Source organism: Methylomicrobium agile, assembly GCF_000733855.1.
In the GTDB taxonomy this organism is placed as follows: Bacteria; Pseudomonadota; Gammaproteobacteria; order Methylococcales; family Methylomonadaceae; genus Methylomicrobium; species Methylomicrobium agile.
On the sequence record NZ_JPOJ01000001.1, the window covers coordinates 202,488 to 218,879 of the forward strand.

The window sequence follows — 16,392 nt, forward strand, 5'->3', positions numbered from 1 at the left end:
TTGAAAGTGTTTTGAGAGGTCTGCGCGTGAAGAGAATAAAGAAAATCGTCATCATCGGCTTGTTAGGTCTGTTCGCGCCGCTGCTGCGCGCGGAAATGGACATCGAAATCACCGAAGGCATCGAAAGCGCGCTGCCGATCGCCATCGTACCGTTCGCGCAGCAAGGCCCCGCGCCGATCAGCATCAGCAGCGTCGTCAGCAACGACCTGGGGCACAGCGGCTATTTCAAGCCGATGAGCGAACAATACATGCCGGCGCGTCCGACGTCACCCGAAGCCATCCAGTTCGAACAATGGAAATCGGTCGGCCAGAACTACATCGTGATCGGCCAGGCGATCCCGGCCGGAAACCAATACAATGTGCAGTTCCAGTTGTTCGACGTGAATAACGGCAGCCAGCTGCTCGGCTACCGGATGACTTCTTCCGCCCAGGATTTGCGCCGGACCGCGCATCACATCAGCGACCTGATCTTCGAAAAACTGATCGGCAAAAAAGGCGTGTTCAGCGGCCGTATCGCCTATATCACCAGCAGCGGCCAGGGCGCATCCGCGACGCACCGGCTGCAGGTCGCCGACGCGGACGGCTTCAATCCGCAAACGATCGCGGCTTCATCCGAACCCTTGATGTCGCCGTCCTGGTCGCCGGACGGCCGCAAAATGGCTTACGTCTCGTTCGAAAGAAAAACCGCGGCAATTTATGTCCAAACGCTCGCGACCGGGCAGCGGGTGAAAGTCGCCGAATTCCCCGGCATCAACGGGGCGCCTTCCTGGTCGCCGGACGGCGGCAAGCTCGCGCTGACCTTGTCGAAGGACGGCAGCCCGGACATTTACGTGCTGAATCTGATCAACAATTCGTTGACCAAAATCACCAACAGCACCGCCATCGATACCGAGCCGGCGTGGTCGCCCGACGGCAGCACCATCGTCTTCACCTCGGACCGCGGCGGCAAACCGCAGCTTTACCGGGTTTCGAGTCAAGGCGGTTCCGAAAAACGGATCACCTTCTCCGGCAGTTACAATGCGCGCGCCAGTTTCTCGCCGGATGGAAAAAACATCGCGATGGTACACGGTAACGGCAACGACTACCGGATTGCGGTGCTGGATGTCGCGAGCGGCACGATCAACGTGCTGACCGGCGGCCCGACCGACGAATCGCCCAGCTTCGCGCCGAACGGAGACTTGATTTTATACGCTTCGCAACGCGGCAGCGGCGGCTATCTGGCAGCCGTATCGCTCGACGGCAAGATGCAGCAAAAACTCGTCTTCGACAGCAACGCGGTCAGAGAGCCGGCCTGGTCCCCGTAGATTTTGCCGCCGTTCCCACGCTCCGGCGTGGGAACTTAGCCTGCCTTAAAGGGTATAAAGGTCATTTCATTACGATCCGGAAGAATGCCCGGACAAGGTGATTTTTCCGATGATAAATGTGAGCCCCTCCATCCGCCCGGTACATGGTCCGGCCGAATTGACCAATTGGCGCCCCCTCCTTTTTCTTGTACAATTATTGCCTTATTTTTCGGGACCTTAACGATGAGATTAAATAAAACACTCTTAGCTTTAGCAATAAGCGCCCTGTTTTTGAGCGCGTGCAGCGATGATGAAGCCGATCAAGCCCTGACCGACGGCTCACAAATGGGCGCCAGCGGCATTAACGATGCGTCGACCGGCGGCCTTAACAGCGGAGCCGGTCTTGGCGGCTCGCAATTCGGTTCGGGAACGGCAAGCGCCGGAGGCTACGGCAACAGCCGCTTGGGCCCCGAATTTTCCGACCCGAACAATCCGCTGTCCAAATCGACGATTTATTTCATGCTGGATAGCAGCCAGATCCAGCCGGATTTCGAGCCGGTCATCGCGGCGCACGCCCGCTACCTGGTCAACCATCCGAACCAGCGGCTGGCTCTGGAAGGCCATGCCGACGAGCGCGGATCGCGCGAATATAACATCGCTTTGGGCGAAAACCGCTCCAAATCGGTCGCAAACCTGATGCGGGCGCAAGGCGTCTCCGACGGCCAGCTCGATTTGATCAGCTATGGCGAAGAAAAACCGGCCGCGTTCGGCAGCGACGAATCGGCCTGGGAACTCAACCGCCGCGTCGAACTGGTTTACAAATAAATGAACATGCGTCCTCTGCTGTTAGCGACTCTTATCGGCGGCATATCGATGAATGCTTGCGCGTTGGCTCCTGTGGTCAACGATCCAAGCGTTCCGCCGCCAATACCGCAAACCGTCCCCCAGGCGGCTGCATCGAGCAAGACTCTGTACGAACTGATGAGCCGCATCGATCAACTGCAAAATGAAGTACGCGAACTGACCGGCAAGGTCGAGGAACAGTCTTATCAGAACGCCGAGCTGAAAAAACGGCTGAGCACGATGTATTCGGATTTTGACGAAAGAATGCAAAATCTCGAAAGCAAGGCGTCGGGCGGCACGCCGGCCACGAGCAACGCGCCGGCCGGCGAAAACGCCGGCGATGCAGAGCAGCCTGCCGACCTGGACGCCATGCCGCCTTCCGGCGAAGCGCAGCCGGCAGAACCCGGCCAAGCGCCTGCCGGGGCCGCTCAGACCCCACCGGCCGTTCCTCCCGCTCCGACCGAATCCGCTGCCGCCGCATCGGGAGACCTGGAATACAAGCAGGCCTACGACGACCTCAGAAACGGCCGTACCGCGCAGTCGATCGAGGAATTCAAGACCTACCTGGGCAAAAATCCTGCCGGACCGTTGTCCGGCAACGCGCAGTACTGGCTCGGCGAAGCCTACCGGGTCAATCAGGATTTCAGTTCGTCCCGCGCCGCCTTGCTGAAGGTACTGGAAAGCTATCCCGACAATCCGAAGGTGCCTGACGCGCTGTTGAAGCTCGGCTACATCGAAATCGACCTGAACGACAAGCCGAAAGCCGGCGAATATTTGAACCGGGTCGTAAACGAGTTCCCAAACACGAAAGCCGCGCGCCTGGCGACTGAAAAACTGCAATCGATCTCCGGCCAGTGAGTTCTCTCCGCATTACCGAAATCTTCTATTCGCTGCAAGGCGAGTCGAATACGGTCGGACTGCCGACCGTATTCATCCGGCTGACCGGCTGCCCGCTCCGTTGCGTTTACTGCGATACCGAATACGCCTTCAGCGGCGGAAAAAAGATTCCGATCGACGACATCCTCGCTCAGGTCGAAGCTTACGACACGCCGTATGTCACCGTTACCGGCGGCGAGCCGCTGGCGCAGCCGGGCTGCCTCGACCTGATGACGCGCCTGCTCGACAAAGGCTACACCGTTTCGCTCGAAACCAGCGGCGCGCTCGATATTTCGAAGGTCGATCCGCGCGTGGTCAAGGTGATGGATCTCAAAACACCCAGCTCGGGCGAACTGGATCGAAACCTTTATCAAAACCTCCAGTTTCTGGACCGCAAAGACCAGATCAAATTCGTGATCGGCAACGAAGAAGATTACGCCTGGTCGAAGGCCGCTCTAAACGAATACCAACTGCCGGAACGCTGCCAGATTCTGTTTTCGCCGGTAATGGGCCGGCAAGACCCGACCGACCTGGCCGAAAAAATCCTTGCCGACCGGCTGCCCGTCCGCTTCCAGATTCAACTGCACAAACTGCTGTGGGCCGACGCCCGCGGCAAATAATCCCCTATGCCAAAAAAAGCGATTATCCTGCTCTCCGGCGGGCTCGATTCGATTACCGTTCTGGCGTTGGCCCAAAGCCAGGGCTACCTTTGCCACGCGCTCAGCTTCGACTACGGGCAGCGGCATAATGCGGAACTGGAGGCAGCCAGGCGCATCGCCGAATATTATCGGGTCGCCGAACATAAAATCATTCCGCTGGGGCTCGGCGCGATCGGCGGTTCGGCGTTGACCGACGACCACATCCCGGTGCCGACCACGCCGCAAGCCGGCATTCCGGCCACCTATGTGCCGGCCCGCAACACGATTTTTCTGGCGTTCGCGCTGGGCTGGGCGGAAGTGCTCAACGCCCGCGATATTTTCATCGGCGTGAATGCGGTCGATTATTCCGGCTACCCGGATTGCCGGCCCGAGTTCATTGCGGCATTCCAGAAACTGGCCGATCTGGCGACCAAGGCCGGCGTCGAAGGCGATCATTTTACGATCCACACGCCGCTGATTTCATTGAGCAAGGCCGACATCATCAAAACCGGCCTGGCTTTAGATGTTGATTACAGCCAAACCGTATCCTGTTATGCCGCCGCCCCGGACGGGCGCGCCTGCGGCCTGTGCGATGCCTGCCGCTTGCGCAAAAACGGCTTTGACGCCGCCGGCATCGAAGATCCCACTCGTTACCGGCCACCCCTTTAGCCCGGTCGATGCAATTCTCTCCGGCTTTCGGTTCAGCCGCGTAGGTTGGGCTGACGCCAGGAAGCCCAACAGATCGGGGTCTACAAGACCGATCCTGATGCCCCCCTCTTCTCGGGCCAATGCAAATCGGCCATCCTGGCAATGACCCCGGCGAGTCCTGCCGAAATGTCGAACGCCCTCGCTCAAAGCTCCACGAGAACTTCCCGGAATCTGTCCGGTTTGAACCCGCCCGCAAAGACCGTTGTCGTAAAATCACTTCCATAAAAGCTCCCCACTGGCTTCCGCCCTAACGGACTCGACACGCCAAAGGCTCCACATGAAAATCATCACCGCCCGCAACATGCAAAAACTGATCGCCGCGATCGGCATCGAAAGCTTTTTCGACCGGCTGATCGCCGCGCTCGAACAGGATTTTCGGCGCTGGCATGACTTTCGAAAATCGTCCCGCCATGCCACCCGCTATGACCAGGGCGTGATCGAACTGATGCCGTGCGCGGACGACCGTTACTACGCGTTCAAATACGTGAACGGCCACCCCGGCAATACCGCGCTCGGCAAACTCAGCGTGATCGCCATCGGTCAGTTCAGCGACGCCCTCACCGGCTATCCCCTGCTGCTTGCCGACATGACGCTGCTGACCGCATTCAGGACCGCCGCCGCCAGCGCGCTAGCGGCAAAGTACCTGGCCCGCTCCGATGCCGAAACGCTCGCGATCATCGGCACCGGGGCACAGGCCGAATTTCAGGTTCTGGGCTTCAAACGGCTGTTCCCGCTCAAGGAAATCCGGTATTACGACAAAGCCCCTCAGGCTATGGCCAAATTCGCGCGCAATCTTGAAAACTCGGGTTTCCTCCTGACTCCCGCCGACTCGGTCCGGGCGGCGATCCGGCAGGCCGATATCGTGATCACCGCCACCGCCGCGCACGGCCGGCAGCGGTTATTCGGCTTGCAGGATCTCGCACCGGGCACCCATCTGAACGCAATCGGCGGCGATTGCCCCGGCAAGACCGAACTGCCTGCGGAACTGCTCGAAGCCGTGAAGATCGTGGTCGAATACCTGCCGCAATCGCTTGCCGAAGGCGAAGTGCAGCAATGCGCGGCGGATCGCGTCCATGCCGAGCTGTGGGAACTCGCGGCCGGCATCAAGCCGGGCCGCGAGTCCCGCGAAGAGATTACCCTTTTCGATTCGGTCGGTTTCGCGCTGGAAGATTATTCGGCCCTGCGTCTGGTTTACGAACTGGCTTCCGAATATTCTGCAGGCGAGGAGCTGGAAATACTGCCGGAACCAGCCGATCCGAAAGATTTGTTCGGGCTGTTCAACCCCAGTCCCGCCGGCTAGAGCATTTTCATACCGCGTGTAGGGAATGCCTCACCTTCTGAAGGGTGCCCTGCCGTTGCCCCGTAGGGTACGCTGCGCGTACCTTTCGACATGGATGGTACGCACAGCGTACCCTACGGGCTAAACCCGTAAGATACCGGTGCCGAACAGGATATTTATCCCCTCCGTAACGTTTAGCATCGCGCGAACATAGAAGATGATTTTATGCTGGCGGTAGGTCTTCAAATGAGGGGAACGGGGTCATCAACCTCGTCCCGCTCAGGGGGATTGCCGAGATCCAGATGAGAGGGAAGTATGAGAGCTACCCCTCCTGGATTTCCGGATTTCGGCAATCCCTGACCGGGGCAGGCTCTGCCGGAATAACGTGTTTTCCTTACGAAGGCCATATTCCCAAAGCGAGAATGCGCTAAGGACGCCATTATTGCAAGAACAGCAGCGGCAACCAACCTCCGCAGGATGCGGGACATTACCGACCGCAAGCCATCCCATCCATAAGACGCGAACGACCTGTCAACATTCGATCAGATTCACCGCCAGCCCGCCGCGTGAAGTTTCCTTGTATTTGGTTTTCATGTCGGCGCCGGTTTCGCGCATCGTCTTGATCACCTTGTCCAGCGAGACGAAATGGCTGCCGTCACCGCGCAAAGCGATCCGCGCCGCATTGATCGCCTTGACCGCGCCCATCGCATTGCGCTCGATGCAAGGCACCTGCACCAGACCGCCGACCGGATCGCAGGTCAGGCCCAGATTATGCTCCATCCCGATTTCGGCCGCGTTTTCGACCTGTTCCGGGGTGCCGCCCAAGACTTCCGCCAACGCGCCGGCCGCCATCGAACAGGCCACGCCGACTTCGCCCTGGCAGCCGACTTCGGCCCCGGACAGCGACGCATTTTCCTTGTACAGAATCGCGATCGCGGCCGCGGTCAGGAGAAAGCGGATTACGCCTTCCTCGCCGGCGCCCTCGCAGAACCGCCAGTAATAATGCAGAACGGCCGGAATGATGCCGGCGGCGCCGTTGGTCGGCGCGGTCACCACCCGGCCCCCGGCCGCGTTTTCCTCGCTGACCGAAAGCGCGAACAGGTTCACCCACTCCAGCGTTCCGACCGGCAGGCCGGGCGTCTGCCTCGGAATCTCGCCAATCAACTGCTTGTAAAGATTCGCCGCGCGTCGCTTTACTTTCATCCCGCCCGGCAGGATGCCTTCTTCGCGCATGCCCCGTTCGACACAGGCCTGCATCACCCGCCAGATGTTCAGCAATTGTTGCCGAACCTGATTTTCGCCCTGCCAGGCTTGTTCGTTATGCATCATCAATGCGCTGATCGGCTTGTGACTCGCCGCGCACAGCTTCAGCAAGTCGGCACCGGTTTTAAACGGATACGGCAGACGTTCGTCGTGACGGGTCAGCTTGTCGGCCGCCGCTTCCCTGCCGGTTACCACGAAACCGCCGCCGATCGAGTAATAATCGGCCTGCAAAAGCTCTGCGCCCTTTTCGTCGAAAACGGCAAATCGCATCCCGTTCGAATGAAAAGGCAGGCTCTTGCGGTGAAACAGCAAGTCGGCCTGCTGATCAAAACGCACCGGATAGCGCTTTAACAAGCGGATGGCGCCGGCTTCGCGAATTGCTGCCAGCCGTCCCGGAATCACCGACGGATCGATCAGATCCGGCGCCTCGCCTTCCAGCCCGAGCAGCACCGCCTTGTCGGTGCCGTGCCCCTTGCCCGTCGCGCCCAGCGAGCCGAACAGCTCGACCTGAAGCCTAGCGATTCTCGCCGCCAGGCCCTGCGCTTCCAACTTGTTCGCAAACGCCATCGCCGCCCGCATCGGTCCGACCGTATGCGAACTGGAGGGGCCGATGCCGATCTTGAAAATGTCGAAAACGCTGATTGCCATGATTGCCTGCGAAAAATGTCGAAGAAAAGATTCAGTAAAGGGAAGTTATGCCTTTACGAAGACAGAAGCAATGACTATGCCAATAGAAGGAATATCTAATATATTAGACCGGGCTGCGTCCGTTCCCGTTCTCGGCTCGAAAGCCTCTGGATCAAAGTGTCGGAGGCGTTATCGCCCAAAGAATACGTTTGAAGACCAGCCAGAATTTCCTGGTCGTTTCCACAGCCGCCATTATGCCCCGCCCTGCAAAACACAAGCCTCGGAGTTCAAAGTAACCGAAAAATGATTATCGACCCGATCCTTAACGATGCGGACCCGGCAGCGCTTCCTTCCGGTCGGACAGCATCGCCACGAAACTGCTGGCTTCGGCGATCGTCTGCTCCATCGCCTGGATCAACTGGGCGATGTCGACCCCGATCACGACGAATTCGTTTTGCAGCGCGGCGATCGCCTGCGCGTTCAGATTATGCTTCAGGTACAGGACTTGATCCTTGAACGCGGACAGGACCGGATGGATCTTCGCTTCGGCCGTGCGCAGGGACTTGAGCAGGCGGGCGTAATTCTGCCGGGCCAGCCGGAGTTGTTGCTTGCTGTGGTTCCTGAGAGTGCGGCTATTGTATTCGTCGAGTTCCTTTTCCCACTCGGCGAACAGCGCCTCGCTGACTTCTTCGATCGCCCGGATCCGCGTGCTGACCGCCTCGGATTTCGCTCGGCAGAACTGGTATTTCCGGTTCAGCTGATGATAACGGTGTTCGAGCAGCGCATCGTTCACGTTCACCAGCATCTTGAAGCGCTGCAGGGCGTCCTCGAATTCGTTGCGGGTTTCCCTGAGGCTTACGCACGCCTGCTCGACCTGATGCACCACGATCGCGCGCTTGTGGTCGCCGCCGATCGTTTCCCGGGCGTTGTAATAGACCGATTTGATTTGTTTCAGGAATAAGCGCCGGATGAACGACACGGCATAAGCCATTAAGTCGCCGTCCGTCGGTTTATTGGATGCAGCCATTCAACGTACTTTGATTGATGAGAGTTATTTTAAAACGCGCGTCTTGGGCATACGCGCAAAACGCCTTATCGACAATCTGCCGCTCGGCCAGTTCCGCAAGGCTTGTGCCGGCGTCGATCGCAACGGATTTTACCAGGATCAATTCCCCGGCCGAGAGCCGTCCCGCCAGCCAGGCCGCGAGGCTGTCGGAAGTGATGTTCCAATTGGCGGGAATGCCCGCCCGATCGAGCTCGTCCGGATCCGGGGACCAGATCGACATGCCCGTGAAGCGGTCAAAATCGGCGACTTGCGAAATGATCCGCCAATCCGGTTTCAAGCCGTTGAACAGCAGCGCCATCTGCTGCATGGCCAAAATCGCCATCCGGTGCGCGGCCGGATCACCGAACCGCCAGCGTTGCTGCGCATCCCTGACCCGGTCCGCGAACAGGCCCCCGCCCGGCACCACCACCGCCCCGTCTGCGAATTTTCGCTCGATGGCCGCGAGGCAATCGGCCAGCGTACCGGCCGCTTCGAGACTGCCGCCGAGCTTGATCACGATCATGGCTTATCCGCAAACTGCCTGAGCAGATCGAGCAAGGCCGCCGCCTTATCGAAGCATTCCTGGTATTCCTCTTCGGCGACCGAATCGTTCACGATCCCGCCCCCGGCCCAGAAGCGGATCTCGCCGTGCGAATGCACCAGCGTGCGGATTGCGATATTGCTGTCCATGTTGCCGTCGAAGCCGATGTAGCCGATCGAGCCGCAATAGACGCCGCGCCGGTTCGGTTCGAGTTCTTCGATGATTTCCATCGCGCGGATTTTCGGCGCGCCGGTGATCGAACCGCCCGGGAAACAATGTTTCAACAAATCGAGCGCATGCTTGCCGTCGGCCAGCACGCCGGTGACCGTGCTGACCAGATGGTGCACGGTCGCATAGGTTTCGATCGCGAAGATTTTCGGCACCCTGACCGTGCCCGGCTTGCAGGTCTTGCCGATGTCGTTGCGGAGCAGGTCGACGATCATCAAATTCTCGGCGCGGTCTTTCGGGCTGTGCCGCAAAATCCGCATCTGTCGGCGGTCCTGGCGCTCGTCCGCTCTGCGGGGGCGAGTGCCCTTGATCGGCTTGGTTTCGACCACGCCGTCGGTCAGCTTCAGAAAACACTCGGGCGAGGAGCTCAGGATTTGTACTTCGGGAAAGTTCAGGTAGGCGCTGAACGGCGCCGCATTCAACTCGCGCAGCTTCCGGTAGGCGGTCCACGGATCGCCTTCGCAATCGGCCGAAAAACGCTGCGACAAATTGACTTGGTAACAGTCGCCCTCGGTCAGATAATGCTTGATCCGGTCGAAAGCCCGGAAATAGCCGGCCTTGTCCATGTTGGTCCTGATCTCGCCGCGCACCCGGAACGGCGCTGCCGGATGTGCTTCGGGCAGGCAGCCGAAGCGTTCGATCAGGCGCTGCCAGCGGGCCGGATCGCGCGCGATGCCGGCCAGATAGCTTTTCTTCTCGTGGTGGTCGACCACGACCGCCCATTCGTAGATCCCGACCGCCATTTCCGGAATATGCTCCCGATCGGCCGCGAGCGCCTGCAGATGCTCCAGCCGCCGGGCCAGATCGTAGGCAAAATAACCGATCGCGCCGCCCTTGAAAGGCAAATCGCCATCCTGCCGCGCGACGCTGCCGAGTTCCCGTTTGACCAGATCGAACGGATCGCCGCCCGATTCCTCGCAGCGCCCGTCCCGCTCGACCCGGGTCTTCTCGCCGTGCGTGACCAGGGTGCAGACCGGCTCGGCGGCGATGATGTCGTAGCGTCCGCGCGTATTGCCAGGATAGCCGCTGTCCAGGAAAACCGCCCAGGGTTCGCCCGCCATCGATGAAAACAACGCGGCGGTATTTTCAAAATAAGGCAGCGAATCCTTGCGCAAGTCAGAAAAAAGCATCGAGGCGACGGACGCGGTTAAAGCCAAGGCGAAAGGCAGCCGGCAGCGGGCGCATGATACGGCATGGCGCCCGGCCTGAAAATAATGAGGTCTGATTTGAAGTCATCGATAGTTCAGCGCTTCCTGCAACGCTGCCGCAAGTCGTAAAAGAGAAAAATCGGCGGCAATGAGGCTTGAATGACGGAAAAGTGCAACCGTTACGGATGAATGCGGACGATGGCGTATTGAGAAGGCCGCTATTGTAACATTGTTTGCCTTAATGCTCGACGCCGTTCCCACATTTCATCGATCCCGGCGCTCCGCTTTCGGAACGTTCAGCCGGCGGTGCGCCGAATCTTGCCGGAACCGCCATCCCGGCTCTCATTCGGCGCATTGCGCCTGCCTCCGTCCAGCTTCGCATTGAAAACGGGTCAGCGATTTTTCCAGGTCGGCAAGATGGGCCTCCATCGGTTTACCGACCCATAATTGCGGCCGGGAGGCTTCCAGTTTTTCCCACCGCTCGCGCTCCGCAATCGAGGCCGCGGCCGCCTTGAATGCCGGGATCAACGAAAACCGGCTCTGCAATTGTTGCTTGAACACCGCCTCGCCAAAATAGGTGAAATCCGATTCCGAACCGCAGCCGAAAGAGGTCCGATCGTGCGCCGCGGCCGTCGCCACCAGGGTATGCGGACCTTTCAACGCATCGACGAACGTGCCCGAATAACAGGCGGAAACCACCACCACCCGCCACTTGATGCCGGCCTGATCGAGCATCGCCTTCAGCTGTTCAGGAGAGAGGTCGTTCAACGGCAGCGGCCAAAACTCGACCGCCAGTTTGTGATCGCTGCCGCCGTGGCTGGTCAGGTACAGGAACAGCACGTCTTCGTCGGGGTTCATAATCCGGCCGATGCGTTTCAAGGCCTGGGCGAGATTGGTCGCGGTCGCAAGCGGCGTGTCTTCGAGCGTGTCGAGATGATTGACCAGGTTCAGCGAATGGCCGACCGTACCGAACCGTTCGTCGAACAGCCGTTTGATATAGTCCGCCTCGATCGAAAACACGTCTTCGGTCGCATAGCTGGCGAAACCGAGATAGAACAGATCGACGCGGCCTTTACGCTCCGGGCGCAGCCGGCTCAACGTTTCTTCGAGCAGAACCGGCTGCCGGTACATCAGCCTTTCGGCATCCAGCGCCTTGTACCTTGCATACGGATCGCCGTCCTGTACTTCCTGTTCTTCGGGCGAATACCAGAAATCGCGGTAATCCGCGAACCACTCGCCGGCAGGACCGGCCGACAACAGCACCAGCGCCATGCCGGCGGTCGTGGAACGCCAGCGCCCGCAAACCAGAAACAGGGCACGCCCGAGCAGAATCAACAGATACACCGCCGCCAGCCGCTCGAACCACGGGCCGAGATCGGGCCAGCTTTCGAACTCCCGTCCGTTCAGATAACGCGACACCGTCTGCAGCAAAATCAACGCAGGCGACAAGCTGTAAACCACAACCCCGATCTGTAGCGCCGCGTTTTCGCGCCGGACAAACTTCGAAGTCAACCAAGCCGCCATCAGGAAACAGGCCAGCTCGAAGGTATAAACCGGCAGCGCGTAAAGCTGGAACTCCGGATCGGGCCAATACAGTAGATAACCGGAGCCGGTTTCCAGCAGCAGATCGACAAGCAGAAGCAGCAAAAACGGGTCGAGACCGACAACGAAGTTTTCCGGACCGCGCTTGCGGAAAAACGCCAGGCGCAAGCCGTTGTGCAGATTCGTCGATAAATTGGATATTGGATTCATTCGGAGGCGAAACAGGCGCTGAAAAAATGGGAAGTATCCGATATTTTACCCGTTCGAGCCCTTGCCGGCCGCTTTTTGATCGCTACAAAACGGCCGGCAGTATATCGGACTCTAGCCACTAGCCGGACGGGATATTTATCCCGCCGCACTTAACTAAAACCCGTTGAGGGTGATATTTTTCATCAGGATTTCCATATAAGCCGGCGTATTCATAAACAATACATGTCGCTCTTCCCAATGCTGGCGATCATATCCCATTGCCTCGACCAGTTGATAAGGGGTCGGTGTAACGATAAAACTCTCCAGCCGAATATGCTTATCGGATAGGCGCTGTTCGATTTCCTTAATAGTTTTATGGAAACGCACCTTGTCATGCTCCGGCCCTTCATGGGTAATGCCATGCGGTTCGATAAAGGCGATGACCTGTTGTTCGCCCTTAACCGACCATAAGATAAAATCGGGATAGAAATTGCCCGCCTCGAAAAAACCTATGCCACTGCCGCGCGATTTATTGCGCAACAGAAAAATGGATGTTTTGTTTTCGAGCAGTCTGGATTCATTGGCTCCCAGCCACCCCATCAAATCCACGACGAAATTCTTCTCGCTGTCGTTTAGCGAAACCGGGGCAATCGAAATCGGACAGCCTTTCTCGGCATACAATAACGGCTGATATAAATGATTAGCCAATAAGCAGGCTTTTAATTGTCCAGCTTCGATCAGTTTGGGCTTTTTCGAGTGTACGGCCTGTTCGATTTCTGTTTTTAATTTTTCGATGTCGCCTATCAACTGTTTTTCGCTGGCATCGACGATCAATTGATAGGACTCATCCGGCTTTGGCAAATTGCCGTCACTTGCATCCAACTCCCGAACTTCAAGCCGGGGCCGAATAAACTCGTCCATGGAATACAAGTAATACCGTTTACAGTATTTTTTCAGCAACTCCAAGGCAATTTGATTCCAGACGCGCACATGGGCATAGTTATTCATCGCCATCAGATTTTTCGGCACGTAAAGTACATACCAATCATGACGTTTCAACAGGCTATGGATGGCTTGCGGCACAATGATCAGGCTGTACAGATTTTCCCTGGCCTTGTACTGCTCCAAGTCGAAATAAAGCTTGTTGATGTCGAGAAAGGCAATATGCTCTTCGCTGAAAACGGCTTCATTCGCATTGACGGCAGCGGTACCCGATTTTACACCTTGCGCAACGATTGCCTGAATCTTGGGATACCAGTCCGCTTCGATGCGGTTTTTGCGCATCGCCTCCGGCACCCCGCCGAGTAAGGGCATCGCTCCGTCGCGGGTAAAACTGTATTCGCGGCCGTCGCTTTTTTTCAGCTTGGGCCGGATCACTTTCAATTTATGGCCAAAATCGTAAGTGACGTTCATCGGAATCTGGAACACTTCCTTGCGGTCATTGGCCGGCAAGCCTTCTTCTTTCAAAAAGTCGCGGAATTTCTCCATAAAATCGGCCTGCACCCCGAATACATTCAAGGTTTCCAGATAATGAATATATTCCGGTTGTTTAACGGGAGTCACCGCCCACGAACGTTTCAACGACCACTCATAGCCTTTCAAACGCACGCCCCGGCCAAAAAGCTGAATGATTTGCGAACCCTCGCTGCGGCCGACACGCATCAAACCCAAGGTAGAAACCCGCCAGCAATCCCAGCCTTCCACAAACTTTTTCGCGCCGATCAGCAGATTGATCGGCGAGGACGATTCCTTGATGCCGGCGAATTGCGCGGCTACAAAATCGCTGTCATCCAACACAATATTCGGGCAGGACTCTTGTACGTGTTTAGCCAGTCCCAACGCATCGCCGACATTGATCAAGCCGAAATGCTTATCCCCATGACCGGCTTTCAAAACCAACTCGCCGCTATCCCCTTTCAAACGCAGAACATGCAATTGACCGCCGGCGCGGTTGTTGAATAACGCGCCGAGGATGTCGGCGTGCATCTCGGCAGCCTTCTCGCCTTTTTGCAGTTGCTTGCGCAAAAACAAAAAAGCGCCGTGGAAAATATCGTGGCCGTTCCTATCGACCAAACCGGTCGATGTGCCGTTGTCATGCAACAAGGTTTCGATCGTTTTGACGGCTTGCTGCGGCTCGGCCAGAAATCGGTTAATGAAACGCAACACCTGCACAATATCGGAGACTGTGTCATCAACGACCGTCTCGCCTTTCTTATTTTTTTCGGTTGCTTTGGAAACGCTCGAACCCACAAACACCCAGAGCGGCTTCTCGATGTTATAAGCCGCATACTGAGGCTTGCGTTCGCGGTACAAGCGCAACTGCTGGTAAAAACTCAGCAAACAGGCCGATAGGTATAAAAACTCGTGATCGGTTTGCGCTTTGGGAATATTGAAGATGCGATAGTCCTTGCCGTAACCGTCTTCATAAAAATAACGGTAGGAATAATCGAACAATACCGCTTTGGCATAACTCTCTTCGATTTTGGCATTGCCCGCGGCTTTGACCGCCTCTTTGAACGTCGCCGAATATTCGAACGCAAAGCCTTTTTCTACCAGCCGTTCGCGCTGCTTCATCCAGCCTTCCTCTTCCGCCTTGCCCATGCCGCGATGGCCTTCGTCAACCAAAATCAGGTTCTGATCGCCGAGGTTGCGGGTAGCGATGGTATTCGGGCCGTCCTTATCGCCCAGCTTGGTGATCTCGATAAAATCGATCCGGCTCAAATGGCCGTAACCGCTGGCAAAGATATTGGCGGTGCTACCGATGTCATTGTTATCCAACACCAATCTCGATACTTCTATACCGCTCTGTTTCAACTCCTGTTCATGCTGGTTGCTCAAGCCTTCGTTCGGAGTAATCAACAAGGTGCGTGTCACGGCGTCATGCTTGCCTGCTTCCTTGGCGTAATGCGCGAACTGGCGATAGTTGATGTGCATCAGCAGGGTCTTGCCGGAGCCGGTCGCATTTTGCAGACACAGTTTGTTTAATTCGTCCGCGCTGTATTCGCTGATACCGGTGCTGTACTGCTTGGCTTGCCAATGGTCATTAAAGCGCCGCACATAATCGTTCAATTGCTCCAAGAGTTTATCGCGGTCGGCAAAGTAGTGGTGCAGATAAATTTCCGCAAACAACAACGACAGCCATTGGTAATATTTCCATTCGATCGGCCGGTCCCGGCCTTCGTTGAGCCATAGCGTATGGTCGACGATGTTTTGCTCGTAGTTGAGCAGTGCCGCCGGGCTCAAGGTGGCGCCCGGTTGCCAGTGGTTTTTCAATTGCTGATAAAAATAATGCAGGTTATCGCTATCCAATCCTTCCCGGCAATCGCGCAGTTGTTTCGCCAGCAACTGCATGGGACGCACCCGGCGGTTGCCGTCTTGATGTTCGGCAAAAGTATCGATGCCCAGCAAAGACATGATCCATTGGTTCAGTATCAGCTTGTCGGCAAACGGTAATGTTTGTCCGGTCTTCTTGCCGCCGGTTTTAACGGCTTTGGGTTTTACTGCCATTTGAATCGTCTCGATGTAGGGTGGATAAGCGAAGCGCATCCACCAAATTTGCCTTCCATGGTGGATGCGCTTCGCTTATCCACCCTACCTTAATCACTCGCAATCGATGTTTTTTATGTTATCCGGCAATCCGCCGGCACCCCAGCCAACGTCATACCAACCGGCTGAAACAAATTTTCTAAATGATGAATAAGGCCATTCACCAGGAGAGCTGACCAAGCCATGTTTAACAGGATTGAAATGAATATAATCCACATGCCGCCGCCAGTCGTTCTCATCGCGAATAGCATGCTCCCAAAACCGTCGCTGCCAAACATCGCGTTCGCCCGATCGTCTTCCCGAATCACCGATACGTTTGGAAACATATTTTTTGATTTCCCGCCAACGCCCTGAAAAATCCGCGTCTCCGCTGGGTAAGCGCCAAAGGCAATGCAGATGGTCGGGTAAGATCACGATCGCCTCGATCTCCAAAGGCCGTACTGCCATCACCTGTTTAAATGCGGCCCGCAAAATATCGACATGGGTCGGTTCGGAAAACACCGGCCGGCGTTGATAGGTAACCACAGTAAAAAAGTAGTGGCCTCCGCGGACAAATAAGCGGCGGTATTCGCTCATCGATTCTGCCCAATGGTGGATGCGCTAGCGTTTATCCGCCCTACCTGAAGCTGCGGCCTG

13 protein-coding genes are annotated in these 16,392 nt (G+C 57.0%); 6 read left to right on the top strand and 7 right to left on the bottom strand.

Annotated features, from left to right (window positions below; genetic code table 11):
* Positions 1 to 26 precede the first annotated feature (26 nt).
* The 6 genes from tolB (at position 27) to CC94_RS0100920 (ending at position 5,648) form a co-directional block, all read left to right on the top strand.
* Entirely contained in the window at positions 27 to 1,304 is a 1,278-nt protein-coding gene (gene tolB, locus CC94_RS0100895) for a Tol-Pal system beta propeller repeat protein TolB (protein ID WP_031429511.1), read from the top strand.
* 222 nt (positions 1,305 to 1,526) lie between these two features.
* Positions 1,527 to 2,108, top strand: coding sequence for a peptidoglycan-associated lipoprotein Pal (pal, locus tag CC94_RS0100900; RefSeq protein WP_031429512.1), 582 nt, complete (start codon positions 1,527 to 1,529; stop codon positions 2,106 to 2,108).
* Positions 2,109 to 2,984 (top strand): tol-pal system protein YbgF, encoded by an 876-nt coding sequence (gene ybgF / locus CC94_RS0100905; protein WP_031429514.1) that lies wholly within the window; start codon positions 2,109 to 2,111, stop codon positions 2,982 to 2,984.
* The gene (gene queE, locus CC94_RS0100910; RefSeq protein ID WP_005373151.1) at positions 2,981 to 3,622 is read left to right on the top strand and encodes a 7-carboxy-7-deazaguanine synthase QueE; all 642 of its coding nucleotides are present in this window, start codon (positions 2,981 to 2,983) and stop codon (positions 3,620 to 3,622) included. Before ybgF ends, queE begins: the two co-directional genes overlap by 4 nt.
* A 6-nt stretch (positions 3,623 to 3,628) precedes the next feature.
* Positions 3,629 to 4,309 (top strand): 7-cyano-7-deazaguanine synthase QueC, encoded by a 681-nt coding sequence (gene queC / locus CC94_RS0100915; RefSeq protein WP_031429516.1) that lies wholly within the window; start codon positions 3,629 to 3,631, stop codon positions 4,307 to 4,309.
* 316 nt (positions 4,310 to 4,625) lie between these two features.
* Positions 4,626 to 5,648, top strand: coding sequence for an ornithine cyclodeaminase (locus tag CC94_RS0100920; RefSeq protein ID WP_031429517.1), 1,023 nt, complete (start codon positions 4,626 to 4,628; stop codon positions 5,646 to 5,648).
* Positions 5,649 to 6,158: 510 nt separating this feature from the next.
* Here the strand turns inward: CC94_RS0100920 and CC94_RS0100925 are convergent.
* The 7 genes from CC94_RS0100925 to CC94_RS0100955 form a co-directional block, all read right to left on the bottom strand.
* Positions 6,159 to 7,538, bottom strand: coding sequence for an L-serine ammonia-lyase (locus tag CC94_RS0100925; RefSeq protein ID WP_005373157.1), 1,380 nt, complete (start codon positions 7,536 to 7,538; stop codon positions 6,159 to 6,161).
* Positions 7,539 to 7,839: 301 nt separating this feature from the next.
* Positions 7,840 to 8,544 (bottom strand): DUF2959 domain-containing protein, encoded by a 705-nt coding sequence (locus tag CC94_RS0100930; protein ID WP_157203342.1) that lies wholly within the window; start codon positions 8,542 to 8,544, stop codon positions 7,840 to 7,842.
* Positions 8,528 to 9,085: an amino acid kinase family protein gene (locus CC94_RS0100935; protein ID WP_005373160.1), complete on the bottom strand. Its 558-nt coding sequence runs from the start codon at positions 9,083 to 9,085 to the stop codon at positions 8,528 to 8,530. Before CC94_RS0100935 ends, CC94_RS0100930 begins: the two co-directional genes overlap by 17 nt.
* Positions 9,082 to 10,461, bottom strand: coding sequence for an aminodeoxychorismate synthase component I (pabB, locus tag CC94_RS0100940; protein WP_005373162.1), 1,380 nt, complete (start codon positions 10,459 to 10,461; stop codon positions 9,082 to 9,084). The genes CC94_RS0100935 and pabB overlap by 4 nt, the downstream gene beginning before the upstream one ends.
* Positions 10,462 to 10,821: 360 nt before the next feature.
* Positions 10,822 to 12,231: a C13 family peptidase gene (locus tag CC94_RS22060; protein WP_051911344.1), complete on the bottom strand. Its 1,410-nt coding sequence runs from the start codon at positions 12,229 to 12,231 to the stop codon at positions 10,822 to 10,824.
* Between the two features lie 153 nt (positions 12,232 to 12,384).
* Positions 12,385 to 15,717, bottom strand: a complete 3,333-nt coding sequence (locus CC94_RS0100950; RefSeq protein WP_245549376.1) for a DEAD/DEAH box helicase family protein — start codon at positions 15,715 to 15,717, stop codon at positions 12,385 to 12,387.
* A gap of 93 nt (positions 15,718 to 15,810) precedes the next feature.
* The gene (locus CC94_RS0100955; protein WP_005373168.1) at positions 15,811 to 16,332 is read right to left on the bottom strand and encodes an REP-associated tyrosine transposase; all 522 of its coding nucleotides are present in this window, start codon (positions 16,330 to 16,332) and stop codon (positions 15,811 to 15,813) included.
* Positions 16,333 to 16,392: the final 60 nt, after the last annotated feature.

Coding starts and splice junctions, on each gene's coding strand:
- CC94_RS0100930 (WP_157203342.1), bottom strand. CDS start 8,544: ATGGCTGCATCCAATAAACCGACGGACGGCGACTTAATGGCTTATGCC.
- pabB (WP_005373162.1), bottom strand. CDS start 10,461: ATGCTTTTTTCTGACTTGCGCAAGGATTCGCTGCCTTATTTTGAAAAT.
- pal (WP_031429512.1), top strand. CDS start 1,527: ATGAGATTAAATAAAACACTCTTAGCTTTAGCAATAAGCGCCCTGTTT.
- CC94_RS0100950 (WP_245549376.1), bottom strand. CDS start 15,717: ATGGCAGTAAAACCCAAAGCCGTTAAAACCGGCGGCAAGAAGACCGGA.
- ybgF (WP_031429514.1), top strand. CDS start 2,109: ATGAACATGCGTCCTCTGCTGTTAGCGACTCTTATCGGCGGCATATCG.
- CC94_RS0100925 (WP_005373157.1), bottom strand. CDS start 7,538: ATGGCAATCAGCGTTTTCGACATTTTCAAGATCGGCATCGGCCCCTCC.
- CC94_RS0100920 (WP_031429517.1), top strand. CDS start 4,626: ATGAAAATCATCACCGCCCGCAACATGCAAAAACTGATCGCCGCGATC.
- CC94_RS0100955 (WP_005373168.1), bottom strand. CDS start 16,332: ATGAGCGAATACCGCCGCTTATTTGTCCGCGGAGGCCACTACTTTTTT.
- CC94_RS22060 (WP_051911344.1), bottom strand. CDS start 12,231: ATGAATCCAATATCCAATTTATCGACGAATCTGCACAACGGCTTGCGC.
- queC (WP_031429516.1), top strand. CDS start 3,629: ATGCCAAAAAAAGCGATTATCCTGCTCTCCGGCGGGCTCGATTCGATT.
- CC94_RS0100935 (WP_005373160.1), bottom strand. CDS start 9,085: ATGATCGTGATCAAGCTCGGCGGCAGTCTCGAAGCGGCCGGTACGCTG.